This is a genomic window from Photorhabdus sp. RM71S (assembly GCF_042879355.1).
Taxonomy (GTDB): Bacteria; Pseudomonadota; Gammaproteobacteria; order Enterobacterales; family Enterobacteriaceae; genus Photorhabdus; species Photorhabdus kayaii.
The window spans coordinates 1-23,761 of the sequence record NZ_JBHFKV010000049.1; the positions used below are offsets into that span (position 1 = coordinate 1).

Sequence of the window (23,761 nt, forward strand, 5' to 3'; positions counted from 1 at the left end):
GATTAAGTAATCGCTCCCGAAAAACTAGGGGGTAAAACACCCAATGAATTATTTAAAGGAATGCGGATATGTTTACTTCCAGAGTAACGATATTGTACTTATTATATGAATATGCCAATTATTTTAAAATATATTAATTCTATTTTTACATAAAAATAATATATTTTTTTATTGTATTAATAAAGGTATTAATAATGATTGGATATAAATGGATAGGTTATGTTTATAACGACATGTGATATTTTTATAATTATTGATTTTTCTATTTAAATGTTTTTTATGTAATGTGAAGTCAAATTATATCTGATAAATATATTATGTTTTTATCTTATAATATAGATAAAATGAGAGTAGTTATGTAAGTCAATTACTGGCTTTATAGTGATATTTCAAATTAAGCATTGTTAACTACATCTGATATTAGTATAGTAAGTTTGATTAAATTGTTTGAATAACCTATCGTTGGGTTTTATTATTTAATAATATATTTATCTCTACCTTTAAAAATATGTTGTACAGCAAGGGATAATATTCGTATGTGAATATTGCAAGACAATAAATATGATAGAGAGATAATCATTTCATGTTGAAAAATTAACTGTCAGTAGAGGAGGGGTAATTTGTGATCTGCTTATAAAAATGTGACGATATAATGGCTTTTCATTATTTTATTGATGTACGTCAATGCTATTGTTACCTGTACCGTTTAATAGAAGCGTGACTTCAACAAAATTAATGGATAAGCTATGTCGTTAAAAATAACTGTACTACTGGAAAATAAAACATCTGATTCATATTTGATAGCTAAGCCTGGTTTGAGTCTTTTACTTGAAGATGGTGAAGAGAAGATAATTTTTGATACCGGCCCGGATGGTAGCTATATTGAGAATGCAAACAGGATGGGGATATCTATTGATGATATATCCAAAATTGTTATCTCTCATGGACATTCTGACCATATAGGTGGTGTTAATTATTTTCCCCATAATGCTAAATTAATATGTCATCCTGATGCATTAAATGAGAAATATTATGGTGTTATGTTCAGGAAAATGGCGTTAAAATTTAAAAAAATGTCGGGTAAAATTAATAAACGAGTTAAGAAGAGAGTTTTATTTCGTTTAACGAAATCGCATATGAAGATAAGTGAGCGATTTATTTTTTCAGGGGAAATAGCAAATGATCATCGAAAATCCTTTGGGTTAATTAGAAAGAGCTCTTGGGCCAATGATTATATATTGGATGATAGTGCGTTAATTTGGAAAAGCGATAATGGATTGGTGATTATCGTTGGCTGTGGTCATTCTGGTATTTGTGAAATTATTAACCACGCTAAAATGATTACCGGTGTGGATAAAGTATTCGCAGTAATAGGCGGATTGCATTTAAGGAGAGCGTTACCGACGGAGTTATTGAAGATCAGAGAATTTTTCATAAAAGAAAATATAAAAGAGGTCTATGGATGTCATTGTACTGGTAGCTGGGGAAGACTTTGGTTACCAAATGTCAAACAGCTAAAAACAGGACAGGTATTATTAGTCGAGTAACATAATGAAAGTCGTTGAGAAAATGGATGTTCATCAGGTTATTACCCCATTTGCGACAGCGTTGGGGTTAGCGTTTTTTTCTGTTTTAAATAATTGGGATTATAATAACGATAGGTTAATGTTTTTATTGCTATACCCGTCATCTTTCAAGTTGCCTCTTTGTTGGCTGCACTCACTCACCCCGGTCACATAGTTATTTATGCTCCCGGGGATTCGCTCCCTTGCCGTCGCGATGCATCTTGAAATCCATAGGGTATATAATCCTATTGCCGTATTTTTTAGGAAAAATAATAGTATATTGAAGATGACTGTATTTAATCTAATAATGATATTGATAACCGGTACGATAATGATAATTTCCTGTTTATTCAACTTGTTTTAATGATCGATTTTATATTGTTTTACTGCTTGTAAATTATCAAGCGGATGGTGCAGTAAAGGTCTATCTTCGGTCACTGAGAGAAATGACGAAAATTCGTTTTACAAGATATATAGAGTTCTTAATGAAAAATTGAATCGATAAATTTAGATTTACTTATCGTTTCTGTGATGTTTAATTCATTAAAATAACAGGCTATTATATGAACTTAATGTCTTTACGTTGCTTATATAAATAGGCGGTATAATAAGTTGATCATAGGTATATAGTTGATTCTATCTGTTTGATTTAAATTTAATATATTGATTTATACCCAATGGATTTCAAGATGTTTCGCGACGGCAAGGGAGCGAATCCCCGGGAGCATAGCAAACTATGTGACCGGGGTGAGTGAGTGCAGCCAACAAAGAGGCAACTTGAAAGATAATGGGTACATAGAGTTATTCATTAAATCCTGCCACCAGTTGGCCGGAGTTAAGACAGGGGTTATGATTATGAATCAAGGTCAATTCTGGCAACGGCCAAGAAGAAACAAACGTTATTTGGCGGTGATTTTAGCGTCTTTGCTGATGCTTTCTGGTTGTGACCAATCTGATAGCACTGATAATAAGCAAGCTGCCCAACCGCAGTCCACGGAAATTCAAAGCGAAAAAGCACCTCAACAATCAAATACTCCACCAAAATCAGTAAAACCGAAAGATGCAGCCTCACTGGCTGAATTAGTAAAACGTTATGCCGGTAAACCAGTGAAGATTCTGGATGCCTCGGAAGTTCAGCTTGATGGCGCTAGTGCAATGGTGGTGACATTTTCTGTTCCTTTAGATCCGAATCAGGATTTTGCGCAGAATGTCCGTTTGGTGGATGTCAAAGAGGGCAAACTTGATGGGGCGTGGGAACTGTCAGATAACATGATGGAACTGCGCTTGCGCCATTTGCCGCCCTCCCGTAAGTTGCAATTGACCGTAGATAAAGATGTTAAAGGTATCAATGATCGTCAACTCGAAACGGCTTATGAGAAAACGCTGACAACCGCGACGATTTCTCCGTCTGTCGGTTTTGCCAGCAAAGGCTCTTTGTTACCCAGTAAAGTTGCTGAAGGTTTGCCAGTATTGGCTCTGAATGTTAATCGTGTTGATGTTAATTTTTTCAGGATAAAAGAGGCGGCATTACCGGCTTTTATTGCACAGTGGCAATATCGCAATAATATGAATTCTTGGGAATCTGAAGAGATGCTCAAAGATGCGGAACTGGTTTATACCGGCCGTTTCGATCTGAATCCAACACTGAATACCCGCGAAAAATTACTGTTGCCATTAAGTAATATTAAAGATTTACAGCAAGATGGTGTTTATCTGGCGGTGATGCAACAAGCGGGTAAATACACAGACACCAATCCAGCAACAATGTTTACCTTAAGTGATATAGGTGTTTCTGTGCACAGCTATTTGGATAAGATGGATGTGTTTACCCAATCTTTGGCGCAAGGTAGCAGCCTGAAAGGGGTGGAAATACGGCTGTTGGATGATAAAGGGCTATTATTGTCAAAGGCAACAACGGACGATGATGGACACGTCAGCTTAGAAAAAAATGTAAAAGCGAAACTATTGCTTGCTACTCATGATCACCAAACCAGTATGATTGATTTGGTATCACCGGCGCTGGATCTGTCTGAATTTGATATCTCTGGCCCACAAGGGTATAGCAAACAATTTTTTGTTTTTGGACCTCGTGATCTCTATCGCCCGGGTGAAACGTTGATTGTCAATGGCCTGTTGCGTGATGGCGATGGCCGTGCAATGAAAAGTCAGCCAGTTAAAGTGGATGTACTGAAAACCGATGGTCAGGTTGTTCGTAGTTTTGTCTGGCAACCCGAAAATGGGTTGTATCAGTATCGTTATGCGATCCCCCAGTCAGCGGCTACTGGGTTCTGGTCGCTACGTTTTGATTTGGGCGATAACAAACCCCGTTATTACAAGTTTAATGTCGAAGATTTTATGCCGGAGCGCATGGCTCTGGAAATTAGTAGTGAGTCGCAACCCGTGATGAAAGACCACGATGTGGATTTCGCGATTAAAGGCCGTTATCTATATGGAGCGCCTGCCGCATATAATCGCTTGCAAGGGCAATTATTTCTGCGTCCAGCTCGGGATGCGGTAGCAAAATTGCCTGGCTATGAGTTTGGTGCGGTTACAGAAGACAATCTTAGTCGCACATTGGATGAGTTTGATCTGGTTTTAGGTAATGAGGGTAAAGCTGTAATTAATGTCAGTGCCGACAACTGGAGTTCGGTCTCTTCGCCGGTAAACGTCATTGTACAGGCAGGTTTGCTTGAATCTGGTGGCCGCCCGGTAACTCGTCGAGTTGAACAGGCCGTTTGGCCGGCAGAAAAGCTGGTTGGTATCCGTCCGTTGTTTAATCAGAAAGAGATTTATGACTATCGCGTAGGGCGTTACCAAAGTCGTTACAATGTGGATGAAAATTCACTGGCGCAATTTGCGGTGGTGTATGCCGATGCCAATGGAAAAAAATATGCTGCAAAAGATTTAACTGCCCGTCTGGTTTATGAACGCCGTGACTATTATTGGCGTTGGTCGGATGGTGAAGGTTGGCAATCAGGCTATGACCAGAAAGATTTGGTGATGGCGGATGAACATATCCAAATTGCTCAAGATGGTACGGCAAAGGTCAGTTTTCCGGTTGATTGGGGGTCGTACCGTATTGAAGTGGTTAATCCAGAAAATCAATTAGTGACCAGCGTTAATTTCTGGGCGGGTTACTCATGGCAGGACAATACTGGTGGTACAGGGGCTGTTCGTCCTGATCAGGTGAAGTTATCTCTGGATAAGCCCGCTTATCAAGTAGGTGAGAAGATAAAATTGCATATGGTCGCGCCACAGGCCGGTAAAGGTTATCTGTTGGTGGAATCCAGCGAAGGGCCGCTTTGGTGGCAAAAAATTGATGTGCCAGAGCAAGGTTTGGATGTGGAAGTGCCGGTAAATAAAGAGTGGCGTCGTCATGACCTTTATTTAACCGCTGTGGTAGTGCGTCCAGAGGATAAATCTCGTCAGGCGACGCCGAAACGTGCCATTGGTGTGTTGCACCTGCCGTTGGTTGATGAAAATCGTAAGCTGGATTTGACATTATCCGCACCGGAAAAGATGCGTCCGAATCAGAATTTGACCGTTAAAATCAAGGCGACGCCACAACAAGGGCAGAAATTACCCAAGCAGGTTAATGTGCTGCTTTCTGCTGTCGATACGGGGGTGCTGAATGTCACGAATTTTAAAACTCCCGACCCCTATGAGGCCTTCTTTGGTCGTAAGCGTTACAGTGTCGATCAATATGATGTGTATGGTCAGTTGATTGAAGGTGAAGGCCGTCTGGCGAATCTGCGTTTTGGTGGTGATGGTGATGATAGCGCCCTTGATCGTGGAGGCAGAAAGCCACTAACCGAAGTTAAGATTATCGCTGAACAAGCACAGCCAGTGACGCTGGATGAAAATGGCGAAGGGCAGATCGTTTTGCCAATCCCTGATTTCAATGGTGAATTGAGGTTGATGGCTCAAGCGTGGAGTGAAGATGAGTTCGGCCACGGTGAAAGTAAAGTTGTCATTGCTGCGCCGGTGGTTGCACAGATGGCATTACCTCGCTTTATGGCGGGTGGTGATAGCGCATTGTTGTCGTTAGATTTGACTAACTTAACTGAACAGACGCAAAACTTGACCTTGAACTTTGCGGCTAATGACCTGATTAAGTTAGAGGGGGATATTAGCAAAGAGATAACATTGGAAAAAGGCAAACGCACCACAGTAGAGATTCCGGTCACAGCGGATTTGGGGGTTGGTCAAGGAGAGGTTTCCTTGACGATTGATGGTCTGAATTTACCCGGTGAAAATCTGAAACCGTATAAAAATAGTTGGAAGATTGGTGTGCGTCAGGCACAGCCAGCGGAAACTGTTTTGTTCGCTAATGTTATTCATCCGGGAGAGGAGTGGCAGTTGCCGTTAAATACCTTATCGGGTTTATCACCAGAAGGAGCCGAGGGGCAGTTGTTACTGAGCAGCCGTCCACCGTTACAGATTTCACGCTATATTCGTGAATTGTACGCCTACCCATATGGCTGTCTTGAACAGACAATCAGTGGGCTTTATCCGTCACTCTATTCGAACAAATCAGAGCTGAATAGTTTGGGTATCATGGCGGAAGATGATAATAAACGCCGGGCAAGTATTGATGAGGGAATTATTCATTTGTTGAGTATGCAGCGTCATGACGGTAGCTTTGCTTTATGGGATAAAACCGGTGATGAAGAATATTGGTTAACGGCCTATGCCGCCGATTTTCTATTCCGTGCAAGTCAACGAGGTTACAGCGTACCTAAAGAGGTGTTGACTTCTGCCAATAACCGTCTGTTACGTTATTTACAGGATAAGAGTGTTATTAACTATCCCTATAGCCAGAATCAGGAAGCAATGCGATTCTCGGTTCAGTCTTATGCTGGTCTGGTGCTTGCCAATCAACAGAAAGCGCCATTGGGCGCTCTGAGACAAGTTTATGAACGCCGTCAGCAAGCAGGCAATGGCTTGTCACTGGTACAACTGGGAGTCGCACTGAAATTGATGGGGGATAACACCCGAGCAGATGAAGCGGTTCGTTTGGGGATCAGTAAAAACCGTCATGATGATGTAGATTTAGGTGATTACGGTAGTGACATCCGTGACAACGCAATGATTGTTGCTCTGTTGACTGAAAATAATATGCTAATAAAGGAACGTGATGAGAAATTGCTGGCTCTGTCTGATGAATTGACATCTCGCAATTATTTCTCAACTCAGGAGAGTAATTCACTCTACTTGGCGGGACGTTTCTTTATTGATACATCAGTGCAGCCGTGGAAAGCGGTGATTAATCAGCGGACTTCACCAATAAGTAGGGATAAGTCCTATAGTGAGATGTTGTATCCACAGGATATTCAGCAAGGTGTGAGTATCCGTAACCTTGGTGACAGCACGCTCTATTCACGAGTAAATGTGGTGGCCTACCCGCTGCGCTCTCCGAAACCTTACGCTAATGTGCTGAAAATTCAGCGTAGCTATCTGGATATGAAGGGTAATCCGGTTTCCATTGACCATCTGAAGAGCGGTGAAATGGTGGTTGTAAAGCTGGTGGTAAGCTCAGATAAATCCGTACAGGATGCTTTGGTTGTTGATTTATTGCCCGCCGGCTTGGAGCTGGAAAACCAGAACTTGGCTAACAGCAGTGCTAAGTTGAGTGAGAGTGCCGCTAATCTTCAGGAGTTGATTGGCGATATGCAACAGGCGACGATTCATCATATTGAATATCGTGATGATCGATATGTGGCGGCAGTCGCGGTTGATCCGTCTCAGCCAGTGACGTTGCTCTATCTGGCACGTGCTGTAACTCCGGGTGTTTACACCATTCCTGCACCACAGGTTGAATCTATGTATGTGCCTTACTGGCGTGCAGTCGGTTCTACACCTGAAAAACTGGAAGTTGTCCGCTAAATTTGTCAGCCCTTATGCTCTGGTGTAAGGGCTGATTTCTCTCTTGGTGTTCATAGATGAAGAAAACGCATCGCCTTATGTGGCTGATTGTACTGTTGTTGTTTTTGCTCCCGGCGGGTTTATGGCTGGCAGATAAAATTTGGCCTCTGCCACTGCGTGAAGTCAAAATGGCGCGTATTGTCGTGAGTGAGGATGGTACGCCGCTTTGGCGTTTTGCCGATGATGAAGGCGTTTGGCGTTATCCGGTAACATTGGATCAAGTATCACCGGAATATATTCAGGCATTGCTGACTTATGAAGATCGCTGGTTCTATAAACACCCGGGGATTAACCCGATTTCTCTGGTCAGGGCTGCCTGGCAAGATATACGAGCCGGTAAGATTTTGTCCGGTGGTAGTACGCTGTCAATGCAGGTCGCTCGGTTGATTGATCCCCATTCACGCACTTTCGGCGGGAAGCTGAAACAGATCTGGCGTACTTTGCAGCTTGAATGGCACTATTCCAAAAATGAAATTCTGGAGATGTATCTGAACCGTGCGCCGTTTGGTGGCACATTACAAGGTGTCGGTGCGGCGAGTTGGGCATATTTGGCTAAACCGCCCTCTGAACTCTCAGCGGGAGAAGCGGCTTTACTGGCTGTTCTGCCACAGGCTCCTAGCCGTTTAAGGCCAGATCGCTATCCTGAACGGGCACAGGCTGCTCGCGATAAGGTGTTGCAACGGTTGGCGCACTATAAAATCTGGCCGGAACAGACGATTGCTGATATTCGGCAAGAAACGTTGTGGTTGGCTCCTCGGCAGGTGCCACAGCTTGCCCCTTTGCTTGCCAGACGAATGGTGAAAGGTACTCGTCAGGAGATCATCAAAACAACCCTTGATGTGGGATTACAGCGTCAGCTTGAAGATATGGCGGTGAATTGGAAGTACCAGTTACCAGAAAAAACTTCGATTGGCGTGTTAGTGGTTGATCATACAGACATGGCGGTAAAAGCCTATATCGGCTCGCTGGATCTAAGGGATGATAGCCGTTTTGGTCATGTCGATATGATAAGTTCATGGCGTTCGCCGGGATCAACCTTGAAGCCATTTTTGTATGCCATGGCGCTGGATGATGGGTTAATTCATGGGGAATCACTGTTACAGGATGTGCCTCGCCGCTTTGATTATTATCGCCCCGGAAATTTTGACAGTGGCTTTCATGGGCCGGTCAGTGCCAGTGAGGCGTTGGTTCGTTCACTGAATTTACCCGCTGTGCAATTGCTTGAAGCCTATGGCGCCAAGCGGTTTACCGCCAATATGCGTAATGTGGGAACCGTATTGCGTTTTCCTCCCGGCAGTGAACCCAATTTATCATTGATTCTTGGTGGTACGGCAACCCGGATGGATCAACTGGTGGCGGCTTACACGGCGTTTGCCCGTCAGGGGAAGGTTTCCCCCTTGAGATTCACTCCGCAGCAGAAATTGCGTGATCGGCAACTTTTTTCCCCCGGTGCTGCATGGATAGTGAGGCGAATTATGGCTGGAGAAGCTCTGCCGCAACCTGATGATGTTTTGCCGGCACAAGTGCCGCTGGCTTGGAAAACCGGTACCAGCTATGGCTACCGTGATGCTTGGGCCATTGGCTTAAATGCGCGTTATACCATTGGTGTTTGGGTTGGTCGGCCGGATGGCACTCCAGTTGTCGGGCAGTTCGGCTATGCTACGGCGGTTCCCATCATGAATCAGGTCAATAATCTGTTGTTCGCCAATATGCGAAATGGGGCTAAACGGATTCCTGTTGATCCGCGTCCAGCAAGTGTGAGTCGGGCAATTATCTGTTGGCCGGGAGGGCAGAGTTTACCGAAGGGAGAGGATAATTGCCGTCAGCGGCGTCTGAGCTGGATACTGAATAACACGATTCCGCCTACGCTGCCTGCGGTGGGGCAAGAGGCTATTTCAGGCATCAATGAACAGGTGTGGTTGGATAAAAACGGTTTGCGCGTGGCTCCTGATTGTCCCGGCGCTCAGGCTAAAAATATCGCTTTATGGCCGATTACCCTCGAATCATGGTTACCAACACAAGAGCGGCGGGCACAGCGTCTGCCGCCGGTTAATCCTCGATGTCCACCGTTGAAATCAGATGAAGCGCCCTTGTTGATCGTGGGGATTCGTAACGGAGATGTATTGAAACGGCTTCCTGGTTTTGGCAGCCTTGATTTACGTGTTACCACTCAGGGCGGTAGTGGTGGGCAACAATGGTGGTTTCTGAATGGAGAACAGGTAATGACCACAGAAAATAATCGGGGATTTGTTCAGACATTGACTCAGCCGGGTAAATATCAGCTTAGTGTTTTGGATTTGGGCGGGCAAATTGATTCTGTCAATTTTACCTTGAAGTAAACGATTCAGGTAAAAGTGTGATTTGTACGAAAAAATGGTAATTTTCGCTAAGGAAAATTTAATGGAATGTTATGTTTTCTGTAGGCAACCGCTATTCGTACCCCTATAATCAACGCCGTTTTTATCTCCGCTAAGGTTGCGGAATGAGTATTAACCGATTAACTTATCGGGAAAAATTAAAATTATCAGTTGCTGCAAGAAGAACCAAGAGGTTATCTATGACGGTTGAACGTACTTTTTCTATTGTTAAGCCTAACGCTGTGAAGAAAAATGCCATCGGGGCTATTTATGCTCGTTTTGAAAGTGCTGGGTTTAGAATTATTGCCGCGAAAATGCTTCACCTGACCCGTGAACAGGCTGAGGGCTTCTATGCGGAGCACAAAGGCCGCCCTTTCTTTGATGGTTTGGTGGAATTTATGACTTCTGGTCCGATTATGGTTCAGGTGTTGGAAGGCGAGAATGCAGTACAGCGTCACCGTGATCTGATGGGGGCAACTAATCCTGATAATGCATTGGCAGGTACTCTGCGCGCTGATTATGCAGATAGCTTCACTGAAAACGCGGTTCACGGCTCTGATGCGGTTGAATCTGCAAACCGTGAAATTGCGTATTTCTTCACAGAAGATGAAATTTGCCCACGTTAATTGATTTGCGTTACCCGTAGCATCATTGCATTAAAGTTTGTACAATGCGGCGCCCCGCTGTTAATTCAACGGGGCGCTTATTATTTGTTACTATACTAAACTGATAGTGACCTGAATTGAAACTTCGCGTTGAGTTCATTAACGCAGAGCCGAAAGTGTTACAACGAGGCGATATAAAAAGATGTCCCAACCAAATACTGCGGCACAATTTGCTGCTTCTGTCGTGTCTGAAACTCCAGAAAAGAAAGGCGGTAAAATTAACCTGCTTGATCTGAATCGCAAGCAAATGCGCCAGTTTTTCATTGACATGGGAGAAAAACCATTCCGTGCTGATCAAGTGATGAAATGGATATATCACTACTGTTATGACGATTTTGAGCAGATGACAGATATTAACAAAATTCTGCGAGCAAAATTGCAACAAGTTGCAGAGATCCGTGCACCTGAAGTCGCAGAAGAGCAACGTTCGGCCGATGGTACGATTAAATGGGCGATCACTGTTGGCGATCAGCAGGTTGAAACGGTTTATATCCCGGAAGATGATCGCGCAACTTTGTGTGTCTCTTCTCAGGTAGGTTGTGCACTGGAGTGTAAATTCTGTTCCACTGCTCAGCAAGGGTTTAACCGTAATTTGCGGGTTTCTGAAATTATTGGTCAAGTTTGGCGTGCCGCAAAAATTATTGGTTCACTGAAATCCAGTGGTCGTCGCCCGATTACCAATGTGGTGATGATGGGGATGGGAGAACCGCTGCTTAACCTAAATAACGTGGTGCCTGCCATGGAAATCATGATGGATGATTTTGGTTTCGGTTTGTCAAAGCGCCGTGTGACGTTATCCACATCTGGTGTAGTGCCAGCACTGGATAAACTTGGCGATATGATTGATGTTGCTTTGGCAATTTCCCTGCATGCACCGACAGATGATGTACGGGATGACATCGTTCCTATCAACCGTAAATATAATATCGAGCAGTTCCTTGCAGGTGTGCGCCGCTATTTGACTAAATCTAATGCTAATCAGGGGCGTGTGACGGTGGAATATGTCATGCTGGATCATATTAATGACAGCGTGGAACAGGCACATCAATTAGCTGAATGCTTGAAAGACACACCGAGTAAGATCAATCTGATCCCATGGAACCCGTTTCCGGGGGCGCCATATGGCCGCAGTTCCAACAGCCGGATTGATCGCTTTGCTAAAGTGTTGATGGGATATGGTTTCACCACTATTGTCCGCAAGACTCGCGGTGATGATATCGATGCCGCATGTGGTCAACTTGCCGGTGATGTAATTGATCGTACCAAACGTACATTGAAAAAACGTCAGGCCGGTGAACCTATTCAGATAAGAGCAGTCTGAATGGGAATGTTGGTATGTCCTGTCATGCAGTAACTGAAATGCATAAGTGAAATGATCGTTACAATGACATATCTTTGGTCGGTGGGGATGGAATGATAAGGAAATCGTTATCGGGAATGATGGTGGTTGCTATGTTGTTGGTAGGATGTTCCAATCAACCAACAAACGGCAATCAACAGCGAAAAGTCGCAGCAGAAACCCGGATTCAACTGGGAATGGCCTATCTGGCTAAAGGTAATTTACCTGCCGCCAGATATCACTTTGATAAGGTTTTACTGGCAAAGCCAGACCATTATCAGGCTCAATTAGGTATGGCGTTGTATGAGCAATATTCTGGTCAGCCGGAAGCCGCTCGTCAACGTTACAAAATGGCGATGCAGTACGCGCCAGGAAATGATACGGTATTGTATCATTACAGCGTTTTTCTCTGTGGGCAGGGGCAGTATGAAGAAGTCAAGACTCTGTTTACTGGGAGCCATGCTGACAGGCGTGTTTGTTATCAGTGATTTGCCGCTAGTAAAATAGCAAATCTATTTCGCCGCGCAGGCCATTGTGTAATTTAAAGATTATAGCAAGGCGCCGGCGCGAAGTTTTTCACAACCTGAACAGTACCGCGTCTTCTTGCTAATGAATACAGAAACGACTCCAGAACAAGCTTATTTAACCGCCGGCCAGCTCCTGCGTCAGGCTCGTGAACAGCACGGGCTAACCCAGCAGACTGTAGCTGATCGCTTGTGTTTAAAACTTTCTACAATACGTGATATTGAAGAGGACAATATTCCGGCCACTATGGTACCGACTTTCCTGCGTGGTTATGTTCGCTCTTATGCTAAGTTGGTACAAATTCCAGAAGCAGAAATTCTGGCAATTCTGGATAAGCATACCCCGGCAAAAACAGCGAAAGTTTCACCGATGCAGAGTTTTTCGTTGGGTAAAAAACGGAAAAAACGCGAAAGTTGGTTGATGTGGATTACGTGGTTGATTATTTTAGTCGTAATTAGTTTGACGGGAGCATGGTGGTGGCAAAATCACATAGCTCAACAGAAGGAATTGATTTCGATGGCTGATCATTCTGCGGCTAAGGTTGCTCAGAAAAAAGCCAGTTCAGAGGATTTACCCACTGAAAATCATGATCAGGTGACACAGTTACCAACCCGCGAACAGGCAACAAGTGAGCCATCATCATCTGCCGCTGTAACCGAAAATGCAGTGGCAGCGAATAATACTGGTGGTCTTGATGGTCATAGTGAGGAAGTGGCCCAATCTGCGGCATCAACGCAAAATCAAGTGGTGAAAACACCTGAAACTCAATTAGCAGGTAACGGGCCACAAACTCAGACTGCTCCATTGTCAGCCAATCAAGGGACAGCTCAAGTACCGAGTGTGTCTGAAAATAATTCAACGGCAGTCGCTGACAGTAATAATCTGATGATGAATTTTAAAGCATCCTGTTGGTTGCAAGTTGTTGATGCAAAAGGAAAGAAATTATTTAGTGGAACTAAACATAAAGGTGACCATCTGAGTCTCTCTGGCTCATTACCTTATGAGTTAACTATCGGTGTTCCGGCTGTTGTGGATGTACGGTTCCGCGGGCAACCTGTTGATTTAAGCCGCTTTATTAAAGAGAGTCGTATCGCGCGTCTTAAAGTACCGGCAGCATAATGAAAGGCCTGTTACAGTAGGGCATAGTTGTAATTTTATCAGTAAGCACATGGAAGTCTGGGAGAAACACCAGTATGCATAATGAATCGCCGATAAAAAGACGCAAATCTACGCGTATTTATGTAGGCAATGTGCCTGTCGGGGATGGTGCGCCCATTTCGGTGCAGTCAATGACAAACACACGTACTACAGATGTGGAAGCGACTGTTAAACAGATTAAATCGCTTGAGCGTGTTGGCGTTGATATTGTTCGCGTATCAATACCAACGATGGACGCCGCGGAAGCATTTAAGTTGATTAAGCAGCAAGCGAGTGTTCCTTTGGTTGCAGATATCCATTTTGATTACCGTATCGCGCTTAAAGTTGCAGAGTATGGTGTCGATTGTCTGCGGATTAACCCTGGAAATATCGGTAATGAAGCACGTATCCGTGAGGTTGTGGCTTCTGCCCGTGATAAAAATATCCCAATCCGCATTGGTGTAAATGGCGGATCATTGGAAAAGGATCTTCAGGAAAAATATGGTGAGCCCACCCCAGGAGCGTTGGTGGAATCGGCTATGCGCCATGTGGATATTCTTGATAGGCTTAATTTTGATCAGTTTAAAATCAGTGTAAAAGCGTCAGATGTCTTTCTGGCGGTTGGTGCCTATCGCTTGTTAGCTCAGAAGATTGATCAGCCATTGCATCTTGGTATTACTGAGGCGGGTGGTGCGCGTGCAGGTTCTGTAAAATCTGCCATTGGCTTGGGTATCCTCCTGTCAGAAGGTATCGGTGATACCATGCGTATTTCTTTGGCTGCCGATCCTGTCGAAGAAGTTAAAGTGGGTTTTGACATTCTGAAAGCATTACGTATTCGTTCCCGTGGTATAAATTTTATCGCTTGTCCAACCTGTTCCCGTCAGGAATTTGATGTTATTGGCACAGTTAATGCTTTGGAACAACGTTTGGAAGATTTACTCACACCGATGGATGTTTCTATTATTGGTTGTGTGGTTAACGGACCCGGCGAGGCGGAGGTTTCTACTTTGGGTGTCACCGGCGCCAGAACGAAAAGTGGTTTTTATGAAGATGGGATACGGCAGAAAGTGCGTCTCGATAATGCTGATATGATCGATCAGCTTGAGGCGAAGATCCGTGCTAAAGCATCAATGCTCGATGAAAATATGCGCATTGGCATAAGTCAACTGGACAAATAATGTATCTGATACTGGCTCATCGTGATGATGAGCCAGCGTTGTTTTGTTTGTTAATTGAAGCTCGCCGGTATTCGCTTCTATACCCTATGGATTTCGAGATGCATCGCGACGGCAAGGGAGCGAATCCCCGGGAGCATAGGTAACTATGTGACCGGGGTGAGCGAGTGCAGCCAACAAAGAGGCAACTTGAAAGATAACGGGTATATAATCAACATCATTTTTGAATCATTAACTAGAGATAAAACGTGGCAAAAAATATCCAAGCTATTCGAGGCATGAATGACTACTTGCCGGCAGATACGGTTATCTGGCAGCGTATCGAAACTATTTTGAAACGAGTACTGGCGGGTTATGGTTATAGCGAGATCCGCACACCGATTGTAGAGCAGACCCCGTTATTTAGACGGGCTATTGGGGAAGTCACTGATGTGGTTGAAAAGGAGATGTATACCTTTGATGATCGCAATGGTGAAAGTGTGACCCTACGCCCTGAAAATACCGCGGGTTGTGTGCGTGCCGGTATTGAACATGGTCTGCTGTACAATCAGGAACAGCGCGTATGGTATTTAGGGCCAATGTTCCGTTATGAACGTCCACAAAAAGGCCGTTACCGCCAATTTTATCAATTAGGTGCTGAAGTTTTTGGTCTTCAAGGGCCTGATATTGATGCCGAACTTATTTTATTGACTGCTCGCTGGTGGCGTGAACTCGGTATTTTTGAGCATGTGACGCTTGAACTGAATTCCATTGGTTCGTTGGCGGCACGCGCCAATTACCGCGAAGCGTTGGTGGCTTTTCTTGAGCAGCACAAAGATAAGCTGGATGAAGATTGCAAACGCCGTATGTACAGTAATCCATTACGTGTTCTGGATTCAAAAAATCCAGAGGTTCAGCAACTTCTTAATGATGCGCCGGAACTGTTTGATTATCTTGATGCCGAATCAAAGGAACATTTTGATAGCCTGTGTGCACTTCTTGATGGGGCGGGTATCAAGTATCGGATTAATCAGCGTTTGGTTCGTGGCTTGGATTATTATAACCGCACAGTATTTGAATGGGTGACAACGGCACTCGGGGCTCAAGGGACGGTCTGTGCCGGTGGTCGGTACGATGGGCTGGTTGAGCAACTGGGGGGCCGACCAACGCCTGCTGTGGGTTTTGCCATGGGGATGGAGCGTCTGATTTTGCTGGTGCAAGAAATTAATCCAGCATTTGTCGCGGAGCGGTCAGTTGCAGATGTTTATCTCGCTTCTTTTAGTGAAGGTAGTCAGCAAGCGGCATTGATTTTGGCTGAACAGGTACGTGATACGTTGCCCCAATTGCGTTTAATGATGAACCACGGGGGAGGGAACTTTAAGAAGCAACTGGGGCGTGCGGATAAACAAGGCGCCAAAATTGCGCTGATCCTCGGTGAGGATGAAATTCGTTCTGGTCAGGTAGCCATTAAAGATTTACGTACAGGTGAACAACAAACGTTGCCGCAAAGCGAAATTGCTGCTCGTTTGGTTGAACTGTTAGGTTAAGGAGAGACTCTGTGGAAGTCTATACCAATGAAAACGAACAGGTAGACGTGATTCGTCGCTTTTTTGCCAATAATGGTAAGGCCTTGGTTTTTGGGCTGGTGTTGGGTGCCGGGGCGCTGATTGGCTGGCGTTACTGGCAATCTCATCAGACAAATCAGTTGCAGGAAAGTGCAGAAGCTTTTGAACGAGTAGATCAAGGATTAATTACCAGTACAAAAGAGAGTCATGCTGCTGCCGAAAAATTTGCCAGTGAAACTAATAACAGTTATGGCGTGATGACGCATATGCATTTGGCTCAACTTGCTGTTGAAAAGAATGAATTAACTAAAGCAGATCAATTTTTATCTGCGGCTACCGATCAGGTAAAAAATGAGGATTTGCTGTCTCTGGTGAATATTCGCCTAGCTAGGGTTCAATTGGCGGAAGATAAAGCGGATGCCGCGCTGAAAACGTTGGAACAGGTTAAAGGTTCCGGTTGGGTTGCCGTTGCAGAGGATATCCGCGGTGATGCCCTGTTGAAAAAAGGTGATATTGCCGGTGCCCGTGCAGCGTATACCAAAGGTTTGAGCTCAAATTCACCACAGGCGATCAAATCGATGTTAAATCTTAAATTGAATAACTTATCCAGCTAAGGGGAATTCTTTCAATGCAACTGCGTAAAACACTCTTGGTTGGTTTAGTGGCTTCCGTTCTGTTAGCCGGTTGTTCAAGTGAGCAAGACACAGTAACGATGTCACCATTGCCACAGGTCGAAAATCAATTTAATCCAAGCGAAGTTTGGGATAAATCTGTAGGTGATGGTGTAGGCCGTTATTATTCTCATTTGACACCAACCTGGCAGGGCTCTGCTGTTTATGTTGCTGATCGTCATGGCATCGTTAAGGCGTTGGACATTGATAGTGGTAAAGAGATATGGTCGGTGAATCTGGCGGAAAAAGCGGGTTTCCTCTCTTCTCGTATACCTGCATTGCTCTCTGGTGGTCTGACCGTTGCTGGGGATCATCTATATGTAGGTACTGAACGTGCCAAAGTTATTGCATTGAATACCAAAGACGGGCAAGTTGCCTGGCAATCCGACGTTGCCGGTGAAGCGTTGTCGCGTCCTGTGGTGAGTGATGGTCTGGTGCTGATTCATACCAGTAATGGGATGTTGCAGGCATTAAGTGAGTCAGATGGTAAAGTGCAATGGTCCGTTAATTTGGATTCACCGTCATTATCATTGCGTGGTGAATCGGCGCCTGCCGTGGCTTACGGTGCTGCCATCGTAGGTGGGGATAATGGTCGTGTCAACGCCGTCTTGATTTCTCAGGGGCAGTTGATTTGGCAACAACGTATTTCTCAGGTAACCAGTTCTACAGAAATCGGTCGTCTTAATGATGTTGATACGACACCAGTTATTTCTGAGGGCGTGATATATGCAATAGCTTATAACGGTAATCTGGTGGCGCTTGATATGCGTTCAGGTCAGATCCTCTGGAAGCGTGATTTGGGTTCAGTGAACGAAATGGTTGTTTCTGGTGATAATATTTATATTGTTGACCAAAATGATCGTGTTATGGGTCTGCGTCAAAGTGATGGTGTCACTTTGTGGACTCAGACAAAATTGCAACACCGTAATTTAACCGCGCCTGAAATGTATAATGGTTATCTGGTTGTTGGTGACAGTGAAGGTTATCTGCACTGGCTGAATATGGATGATGGTAAGTTTGTTGCTCAACATAAAGTTGATAGTTCCGGTTTAATGAGCCGTCCGGTTGTCGCCAGTGACAAATTGATGGTGCAGGCGAAAGACGGTACGGTTTATCTGTTTACCCGTTGAGTTGTGCTTACTGTCTGTGTTGACCGGAAATATAGAGTAAAGCGTTAGTTATATACCCTATGGATTTCAAGATGCATCGCGACGGCAAGGGAGAGAATCCCCGGGAGCATAGGAAACTATGTGACCGGGGTGAGCGAGTGCAGCCAACAAAGAGGCAACTTGAAAGATAACGGGTATAGTCCTACGGCTCCTGGAGAGAAAGAGAACAGGAGCCGTTTCGTCTTTTTAGTGTTCTGTTGTGGTGAACAGCGGAGTACTAATTTCAAATTAAGTCATGAGGCATCAACAAATGATACCTGTCGTCGCTCTGGTAGGGCGCCCAAATGTGGGTAAGTCCACATTATTTAACCGTTTAACCCGTACAAGAGATGCGCTGGTAGCGGATTTTCCAGGTCTGACTCGCGACCGTAAATATGGTCGAGCTGAGGTTGAGGGGCAGGAATTTATCATCATTGATACCGGTGGTATTGATGGCATCGAAGAGGGTGTGGAAACTCATATGGCAGCTCAATCTTTGATGGCGATTGAAGAGGCCGATATTGTTCTGTTTATGGTAGATGCTCGTGCCGGGCTTATGCCAGCAGACCACACGATAGCAAAACATCTACGTGGTCGCGAAAAAGCTACTTTTTTGGTCGCGAATAAAACTGACGGTGTTGATATTGATACCGCTATTGCTGAATTTTATTCCCTCGGATTGGGGGATATCTATTCTATCGCTGCTTCTCATGGTCGTGGCGTCACCCAACTTATCGAACGAGTACTGTTACCTTTCTCCGGTAAAGGTGAAGAAGACGTGGTTGAGCTGACTGAGGAAGAGGCCAACGCAGCTTATTGGGCAGAGCAGGAACAGAATGAAATTGAGATGGTAGAAGGGGAGGAGGATTTTGATCCATCAACTCTGCCATTGAAATTAGCCATTGTCGGTAAGCCAAATGTGGGCAAGTCTACGTTGACTAACCGTATCTTGGGTGAAGAAAGGGTTGTGGTTTACGATATGCCAGGCACTACCCGTGACAGCATTTATATTCCAATGGAGCGCGATGGCCGTGAATATATCCTTATTGATACCGCGGGGGTACGTAAGCGGGGTAAGATCACTGAAACGGTTGAAAAATTTTCAGTCATAAAAACCCTTCAAGCGATTGAAGATGCTAACGTTGTATTACTGGTTATCGATGCGCGAGAAGGTATTTCCGATCAAGATTTGTCATTATTGGGTTTTATTCTTAATAGTGGGCGCTCATTGGTCATCGCGGTCAATAAATGGGATGGCATGTCACAGGAAGATAAAGAGCGTGTGAAAGAGATGCTGGATTATCGTCTTGGTTTTGTTGACTTTGCCAGAGTACATTTTATCTCTGCTTTGCATGGTAGTGGGGTGGGGAATCTGTTTGACTCGATTCTTGAGGCTTATGATTGCGCCACTCGTCGTGTTAATACTTCACTGCTAACCCGTATCATGCATATGGCCGAAGAAGATCATCAACCGCCGATGATCCGTGGTCGCAGGGTGAAAATGAAATATGCTCATGCTGGTGGTTATAATCCACCAATTGTTGTGATCCACGGTAATCAGGTAACAGATTTGCCTGATTCTTATAAGCGTTATCTGATGAACTATTTCCGCCGATCCCTAAAGGTGATGGGAACGCCCATTCGGATTCAGTTTAAAGAAGGGGCGAATCCCTATGCTGACAAACGTAATACGTTGACACCAAATCAAATGCGTAAACGTAAACGTCTAATGTCGCATCTGAAAAAGCGTTAATGCTAATAGGAAAAGGGGGGTGATTAACCACCCTTTTTGTCGGTGTCCCAGATCTGGGTAATGATTTCCGGTGCATCTGACTCAGGAAGGGTGAAGTGGTGTTCTTCATTTCCATTGATGATACTGAGCAGATAATACTGTTGATCAGGATATGGTGATGGTGGCATAGAATCAGAAAAGTCTTGTTCTATGGCTTGAAGAAATAAGTGCTGTTGGTGCGGAGACAATGATTTTAAATTCACTGTCTTATCTTGGTTAAGGCTAGGTGCGGTGGCAAATCCTCCTTGTAGAGAAATTGTGATTTTACTATCAGTTGTGAGTTTGAGAGTTTTATTATTCATGATATACCAAATTTTTACGGTTATTTTTTAGGTCTCTTTAGTATAGCGTGAAATTCGTCGTTAACAATTTTGGTATCTTCTGTTGGATATATTTTTTATAAGTCAGGTATTACAAATAATAAAATATCGCTGGCGTTAAACCAGCGATATGTTTATAGATTAATCTTCAGTTTTATCTTTAGTTTTGTCCTTATCGCCGCCTTTATCGTCTTTGTCACCGCCCTTATCATCTTTATCTTCTTTCACTTTAACGCCCACTTCTTTCCAGCTATCAATTGTCGCTTTTTCAACATCCTCATCAAATAACTCACGAGCGTGTTTAATTGTTAATTTAGCGAAGGATACGAAGTTAGCATCACGTGCAAGATCTTTATCCAACAATGTGTTGTACCATATTTTTCCTGCTTTCTCCCAGGAATATCCACCTAATTTTGTCGCCAGATTATAGAAGGCTTTATTAGGAATACCTGAATTAATATGCACTCCACCATTGTCTCTATAAATCGGCAGATCTTTATAATCATCCATATGACCAGGCTGCGGATCTTTACCGAGAGTTTCATCATCATATGCGCTGCCGGGGTTTTTCATTGAACGAATCCCTACACCTTTAATATCTTTGCCCAGTAACCCACTGCCTATAATCCAATCTGCTTCGTCAGCTTTTTGTTTCAGATAATGTTGTTTTACTAATGAGCCAAAAACATCCGCTATTGATTCATTTAATGCTCCAGACTGAAAGAAATAGACCAGATCCGCTGTTTTCTCAATAACGCCATGAGATAATTCATGGCCGATCACATCAATAGATGTCGTGAAATCATTGAAGGTTTTGCCATCTCCGTCGCCAAATACCATTTGTCCGTTGCCCCAGAATGCATTCATATATTCTTCGCCATAATGCACGGTGGCAATCAATTTCATTCCTTTATCATCTAATGAGTTGCGATTAAATACTTCTTTATAGAAATTGTAAGTTGCTTCTAAATATTTATATGCGTTATCAACTGATTTATCTCCGTTATCTGGTTCTCCTTCATCTCGTACTAATTTTCCTGGCAACTTGCGTTTATTTTCTGCATCGTGAATAGAACGATGTATAGTTGTCTTAGTAACTTTATCATCATCGGAATCATCGGAAGATTCTTTAATAACATTGTCCAACATTAAACTCTGAGTGTGATTTAATGTCATTAATACTTTCTTCTTTTCATTGTCATTATTATAAATATTTTGAAGAATGTACGGCGGTATTACGCCTCTGTAGTTATTGTTTTGTATTTGCATAAAATATCTCCTGGAATAAATTTTTAGTTATTAATTAGAGGTACTCTTTAGGTACGGATTCATATTAAACACGTTTCCAGCAGATAGTCATCAGGTCCAACCTGCTTCTTTTATGTTAAGGGGTTGTTAACAATATGTTAAGTTTTTTTGTGTGAGGGATTTTTGCATTGGCTGTAATAAAAATATAAATAGTTAGGAATAGTTTTTTATAATATTCCTAACATGATGGAAAATCATATCCAGTTTTTTGCTGGTAGAAAGTCGGTATATAAAGCGGCTTCTGTAGATTCTGGTTCAGGGTGATAATCATGTTCCCAGCGTACTAATGGTGGCATGGACATTAAGATAGATTCTGTTCGTCCCCCACTTTGTAATCCAAATAAGGTTCCTCTGTCCCAAACGAGGTTAAATTCTACATAGCGACCACGGCGATATAATTGAAATTGCCGTTCACGTTCACCCCATAATATTTCCTTCCTTTTTTCCACAATAGGTAGATAGGCAGAAAGGAAACCTTTACCTATATCTTGAGTAAAATTAAAACAATGTTTGAAGTCAGGTGTATTTAAATCGTCATAGAATAAGCCACCAATTCCACGGGCTTCGTTACGATGTTTAATATAGAAATAATTATCACACCATTCTTTATATTTTGGGTAAACATCTTCTCCATAGGGTCGACATATATTTCTGGCGGTGGTGTGCCAATGAATAGCATCTTCCTTAAAACCATAATAAGGTGTTAAATCAAAACCCCCACCGAACCACCACACTGGCGCTTCACCTTCTTTTTCTGCAATAAAGAACCGAACATTAGCATGGCTGGTTGGTATATAGGGGTTTAAAGGATGAATAACTAGAGAGACGCCTATTGCCTGATAACGGCGACCGACCAATTCAGGACGGTGAGCTGTTGCTGATAAAGGAAGCATATCTCCTGATACATGAGAAAAATTAGCGCCTGCTTGTTCGAATATCGTGCCTTCTTTCATAATTCGACTACGGCCTCCGCCACCTTCTTCTCGTTGCCAGCACTGCTCAGTAAATTTCTCTTTGCCATCTATTTGTTCCAGTTGTTGGCAAATTTCATCCTGTAATGAAAGGAAAAAAGATTTAATCTGATTAATGTTTGGTGTATTCATGGTTCTTTTCCCATTATGGTGTGGTGAGCGTTATATTATAGCTATTAGTGGAAGAGAACGCATTTTCGTATTGATTCCGGTGTTAAAGCGGAGATAATGAGAAAATAGTTATTTCAATAAAAACAGGTTGGTTAGGGATGGAAATTCGGGTATTTCGACAAGATGATTTTGAAGAAGTGATCACCTTATGGGAACGCTGCGATTTACTTAATCCTGGTGTTGATCCTGAAGTGGATATCGAGCGTAAATTGACGCATGATCCTGACCTGTTTTTAGTCGCGGAAGTGGTTGGTGAAGTGGTTGGGACGATTATGGGGGGTTATGATGGTCATCGTGGCTCAGCTTATTATTTGGGAGTTCATCCTGAATTTCGCGGTAGGGGAATTGCTAATGCATTAATTGCCCGATTGGAGAAGAAATTGATTGCCCGTGGTTGCCCAAAAATAGTTCTTATTGTTCCTGAAGATAATGATGCCACTATCTATATGTGTGAAAAACTGGAATATGAAGATCGTCATCAAGAGAGTGTTATTTTCAGTAAACGTTTGATTGTTGATCAGGAATATTGAGTTCAGATATGGCTGAGTGAAAGAATACCACTCAGCCATAAGGCATTAGTTCAATTTGGTGACTTTTTTCACATCAACAGTCATACCATTCCATTCTTTATCGACTTCACCTTCAAGACGGACTCTATCTTGAGGCGTTATCGTTTGGCCATTCCAGTATTTATGATCAACTTCGACTTCAACAATTCCTGCATTATCGCGGAATATGAAGTGATCGCTGTGGATACGGGATTCAATATGTCCTTCCAGCACGACCCAACTGTCATCTCTCATATTTTTAACTTGTTGGGTGGTGGAAACTCTTGCATTTTGATCGACAAAACCACCTTGTGGTGCTGCTTGGACGGGGGGCTGTGCTGAATCAGGACCAGAAAAACCACCAAATTGCGTCTGTGAGGTTTGAGCCAGTGATGGCATACTGAACAAAGCAATCAAAGCGGTGGTTATAAGTGTTTTTTTCATCATATTGACCTTACTGATAGTGATGATTTTTAGGGGGGATAATGATACCGCTAAGTGGTATTTTATCAATAAAATATTCATTTAAGGTGATTAATTTAAACATTCTCTAAAACTAACAATCAGATGTGATGTCTCAGTGCCTATCTCTGTATTGAG

17 protein-coding genes are annotated in these 23,761 nt (G+C 43.4%); 13 read left to right on the forward strand and 4 right to left on the reverse strand.

Going from position 1 to position 23,761, the window contains the following annotated elements; genetic code table 11:
- Positions 1-746 precede the first annotated feature (746 nt).
- The 12 genes from ACGF5R_RS19570 (at position 747) to der (ending at position 19,804) form a co-directional block, all read left to right on the forward strand.
- On the forward strand, positions 747-1,547 hold the full coding sequence (locus tag ACGF5R_RS19570; RefSeq protein WP_112876252.1) for an MBL fold metallo-hydrolase: 801 nt from the start codon (positions 747-749) through the stop codon (positions 1,545-1,547).
- Positions 1,548-2,420: 873 nt separating this feature from the next.
- Positions 2,421-7,451, forward strand: coding sequence for an alpha-2-macroglobulin (locus tag ACGF5R_RS19575; RefSeq protein ID WP_387692314.1), 5,031 nt, complete (start codon positions 2,421-2,423; stop codon positions 7,449-7,451).
- Positions 7,452-7,507: 56 nt separating this feature from the next.
- The gene (pbpC, locus tag ACGF5R_RS19580; protein ID WP_387692316.1) at positions 7,508-9,829 is read left to right on the forward strand and encodes a peptidoglycan glycosyltransferase PbpC; all 2,322 of its coding nucleotides are present in this window, start codon (positions 7,508-7,510) and stop codon (positions 9,827-9,829) included.
- A 218-nt stretch (positions 9,830-10,047) separates the two neighbouring features.
- Positions 10,048-10,473 (forward strand): nucleoside-diphosphate kinase, encoded by a 426-nt coding sequence (gene ndk, locus ACGF5R_RS19585; protein ID WP_112876258.1) that lies wholly within the window; start codon positions 10,048-10,050, stop codon positions 10,471-10,473.
- Between the two features lie 181 nt (positions 10,474-10,654).
- The gene (locus ACGF5R_RS19590) at positions 10,655-11,833 is read left to right on the forward strand and encodes a bifunctional tRNA (adenosine(37)-C2)-methyltransferase TrmG/ribosomal RNA large subunit methyltransferase RlmN (RefSeq protein WP_112876249.1); all 1,179 of its coding nucleotides are present in this window, start codon (positions 10,655-10,657) and stop codon (positions 11,831-11,833) included.
- Positions 11,834-11,925: 92 nt separating this feature from the next.
- Positions 11,926-12,339: a tetratricopeptide repeat protein gene (locus ACGF5R_RS19595; RefSeq protein WP_387692318.1), complete on the forward strand. Its 414-nt coding sequence runs from the start codon at positions 11,926-11,928 to the stop codon at positions 12,337-12,339.
- Between the two features lie 121 nt (positions 12,340-12,460).
- A complete protein-coding gene (gene rodZ / locus ACGF5R_RS19600) occupies positions 12,461-13,495 on the forward strand; it encodes a cytoskeleton protein RodZ (RefSeq protein WP_112876247.1) in 1,035 nt (344 codons plus the stop codon).
- 74 nt (positions 13,496-13,569) lie between these two features.
- Positions 13,570-14,691 carry a flavodoxin-dependent (E)-4-hydroxy-3-methylbut-2-enyl-diphosphate synthase gene (gene ispG / locus ACGF5R_RS19605; protein ID WP_112876246.1) on the forward strand — a complete coding sequence of 374 codons (1,122 nt, stop codon included), beginning with the start codon at positions 13,570-13,572 and terminating at the stop codon, positions 14,689-14,691.
- Between the two features lie 245 nt (positions 14,692-14,936).
- Complete coding sequence (gene hisS, locus ACGF5R_RS19610) at positions 14,937-16,214, forward strand: histidine--tRNA ligase (RefSeq protein ID WP_112876245.1); 1,278 nt, start codon at positions 14,937-14,939, stop codon at positions 16,212-16,214.
- 11 nt (positions 16,215-16,225) lie between these two features.
- On the forward strand, positions 16,226-16,846 hold the full coding sequence (locus ACGF5R_RS19615) for a YfgM family protein (protein ID WP_262981263.1): 621 nt from the start codon (positions 16,226-16,228) through the stop codon (positions 16,844-16,846).
- Between the two features lie 14 nt (positions 16,847-16,860).
- Positions 16,861-18,033 carry an outer membrane protein assembly factor BamB gene (gene bamB, locus ACGF5R_RS19620; protein ID WP_112876243.1) on the forward strand — a complete coding sequence of 391 codons (1,173 nt, stop codon included), beginning with the start codon at positions 16,861-16,863 and terminating at the stop codon, positions 18,031-18,033.
- 289 nt (positions 18,034-18,322) lie between these two features.
- Complete coding sequence (der, locus tag ACGF5R_RS19625; protein ID WP_112876242.1) at positions 18,323-19,804, forward strand: ribosome biogenesis GTPase Der; 1,482 nt, start codon at positions 18,323-18,325, stop codon at positions 19,802-19,804.
- A gap of 23 nt (positions 19,805-19,827) precedes the next feature.
- Here der and ACGF5R_RS19630 read toward each other — a convergent pair whose 3' ends face one another.
- The 3 genes from ACGF5R_RS19630 to hemF form a co-directional block, all read right to left on the reverse strand.
- Positions 19,828-20,145, reverse strand: a complete 318-nt coding sequence (locus tag ACGF5R_RS19630) for a protealysin inhibitor emfourin (RefSeq protein ID WP_112876241.1) — start codon at positions 20,143-20,145, stop codon at positions 19,828-19,830.
- 159 nt (positions 20,146-20,304) lie between these two features.
- On the reverse strand, positions 20,305-21,432 hold the full coding sequence (prtS, locus tag ACGF5R_RS19635) for a metalloprotease PrtS (RefSeq protein ID WP_387692321.1): 1,128 nt from the start codon (positions 21,430-21,432) through the stop codon (positions 20,305-20,307).
- Between the two features lie 233 nt (positions 21,433-21,665).
- Positions 21,666-22,574 (reverse strand): oxygen-dependent coproporphyrinogen oxidase, encoded by a 909-nt coding sequence (gene hemF / locus ACGF5R_RS19640; protein ID WP_112876239.1) that lies wholly within the window; start codon positions 22,572-22,574, stop codon positions 21,666-21,668.
- 137 nt (positions 22,575-22,711) lie between these two features.
- Between hemF and ACGF5R_RS19645 the strand changes: the two genes are divergently transcribed.
- Positions 22,712-23,143, forward strand: coding sequence for a GNAT family acetyltransferase (locus ACGF5R_RS19645; protein WP_011145692.1), 432 nt, complete (start codon positions 22,712-22,714; stop codon positions 23,141-23,143).
- Positions 23,144-23,188: 45 nt separating this feature from the next.
- Here the strand turns inward: ACGF5R_RS19645 and ACGF5R_RS19650 are convergent, their stop codons facing one another.
- A complete protein-coding gene (locus tag ACGF5R_RS19650) occupies positions 23,189-23,605 on the reverse strand; it encodes a YgiW/YdeI family stress tolerance OB fold protein (RefSeq protein ID WP_192880968.1) in 417 nt (138 codons plus the stop codon).
- Positions 23,606-23,761: the final 156 nt, after the last annotated feature.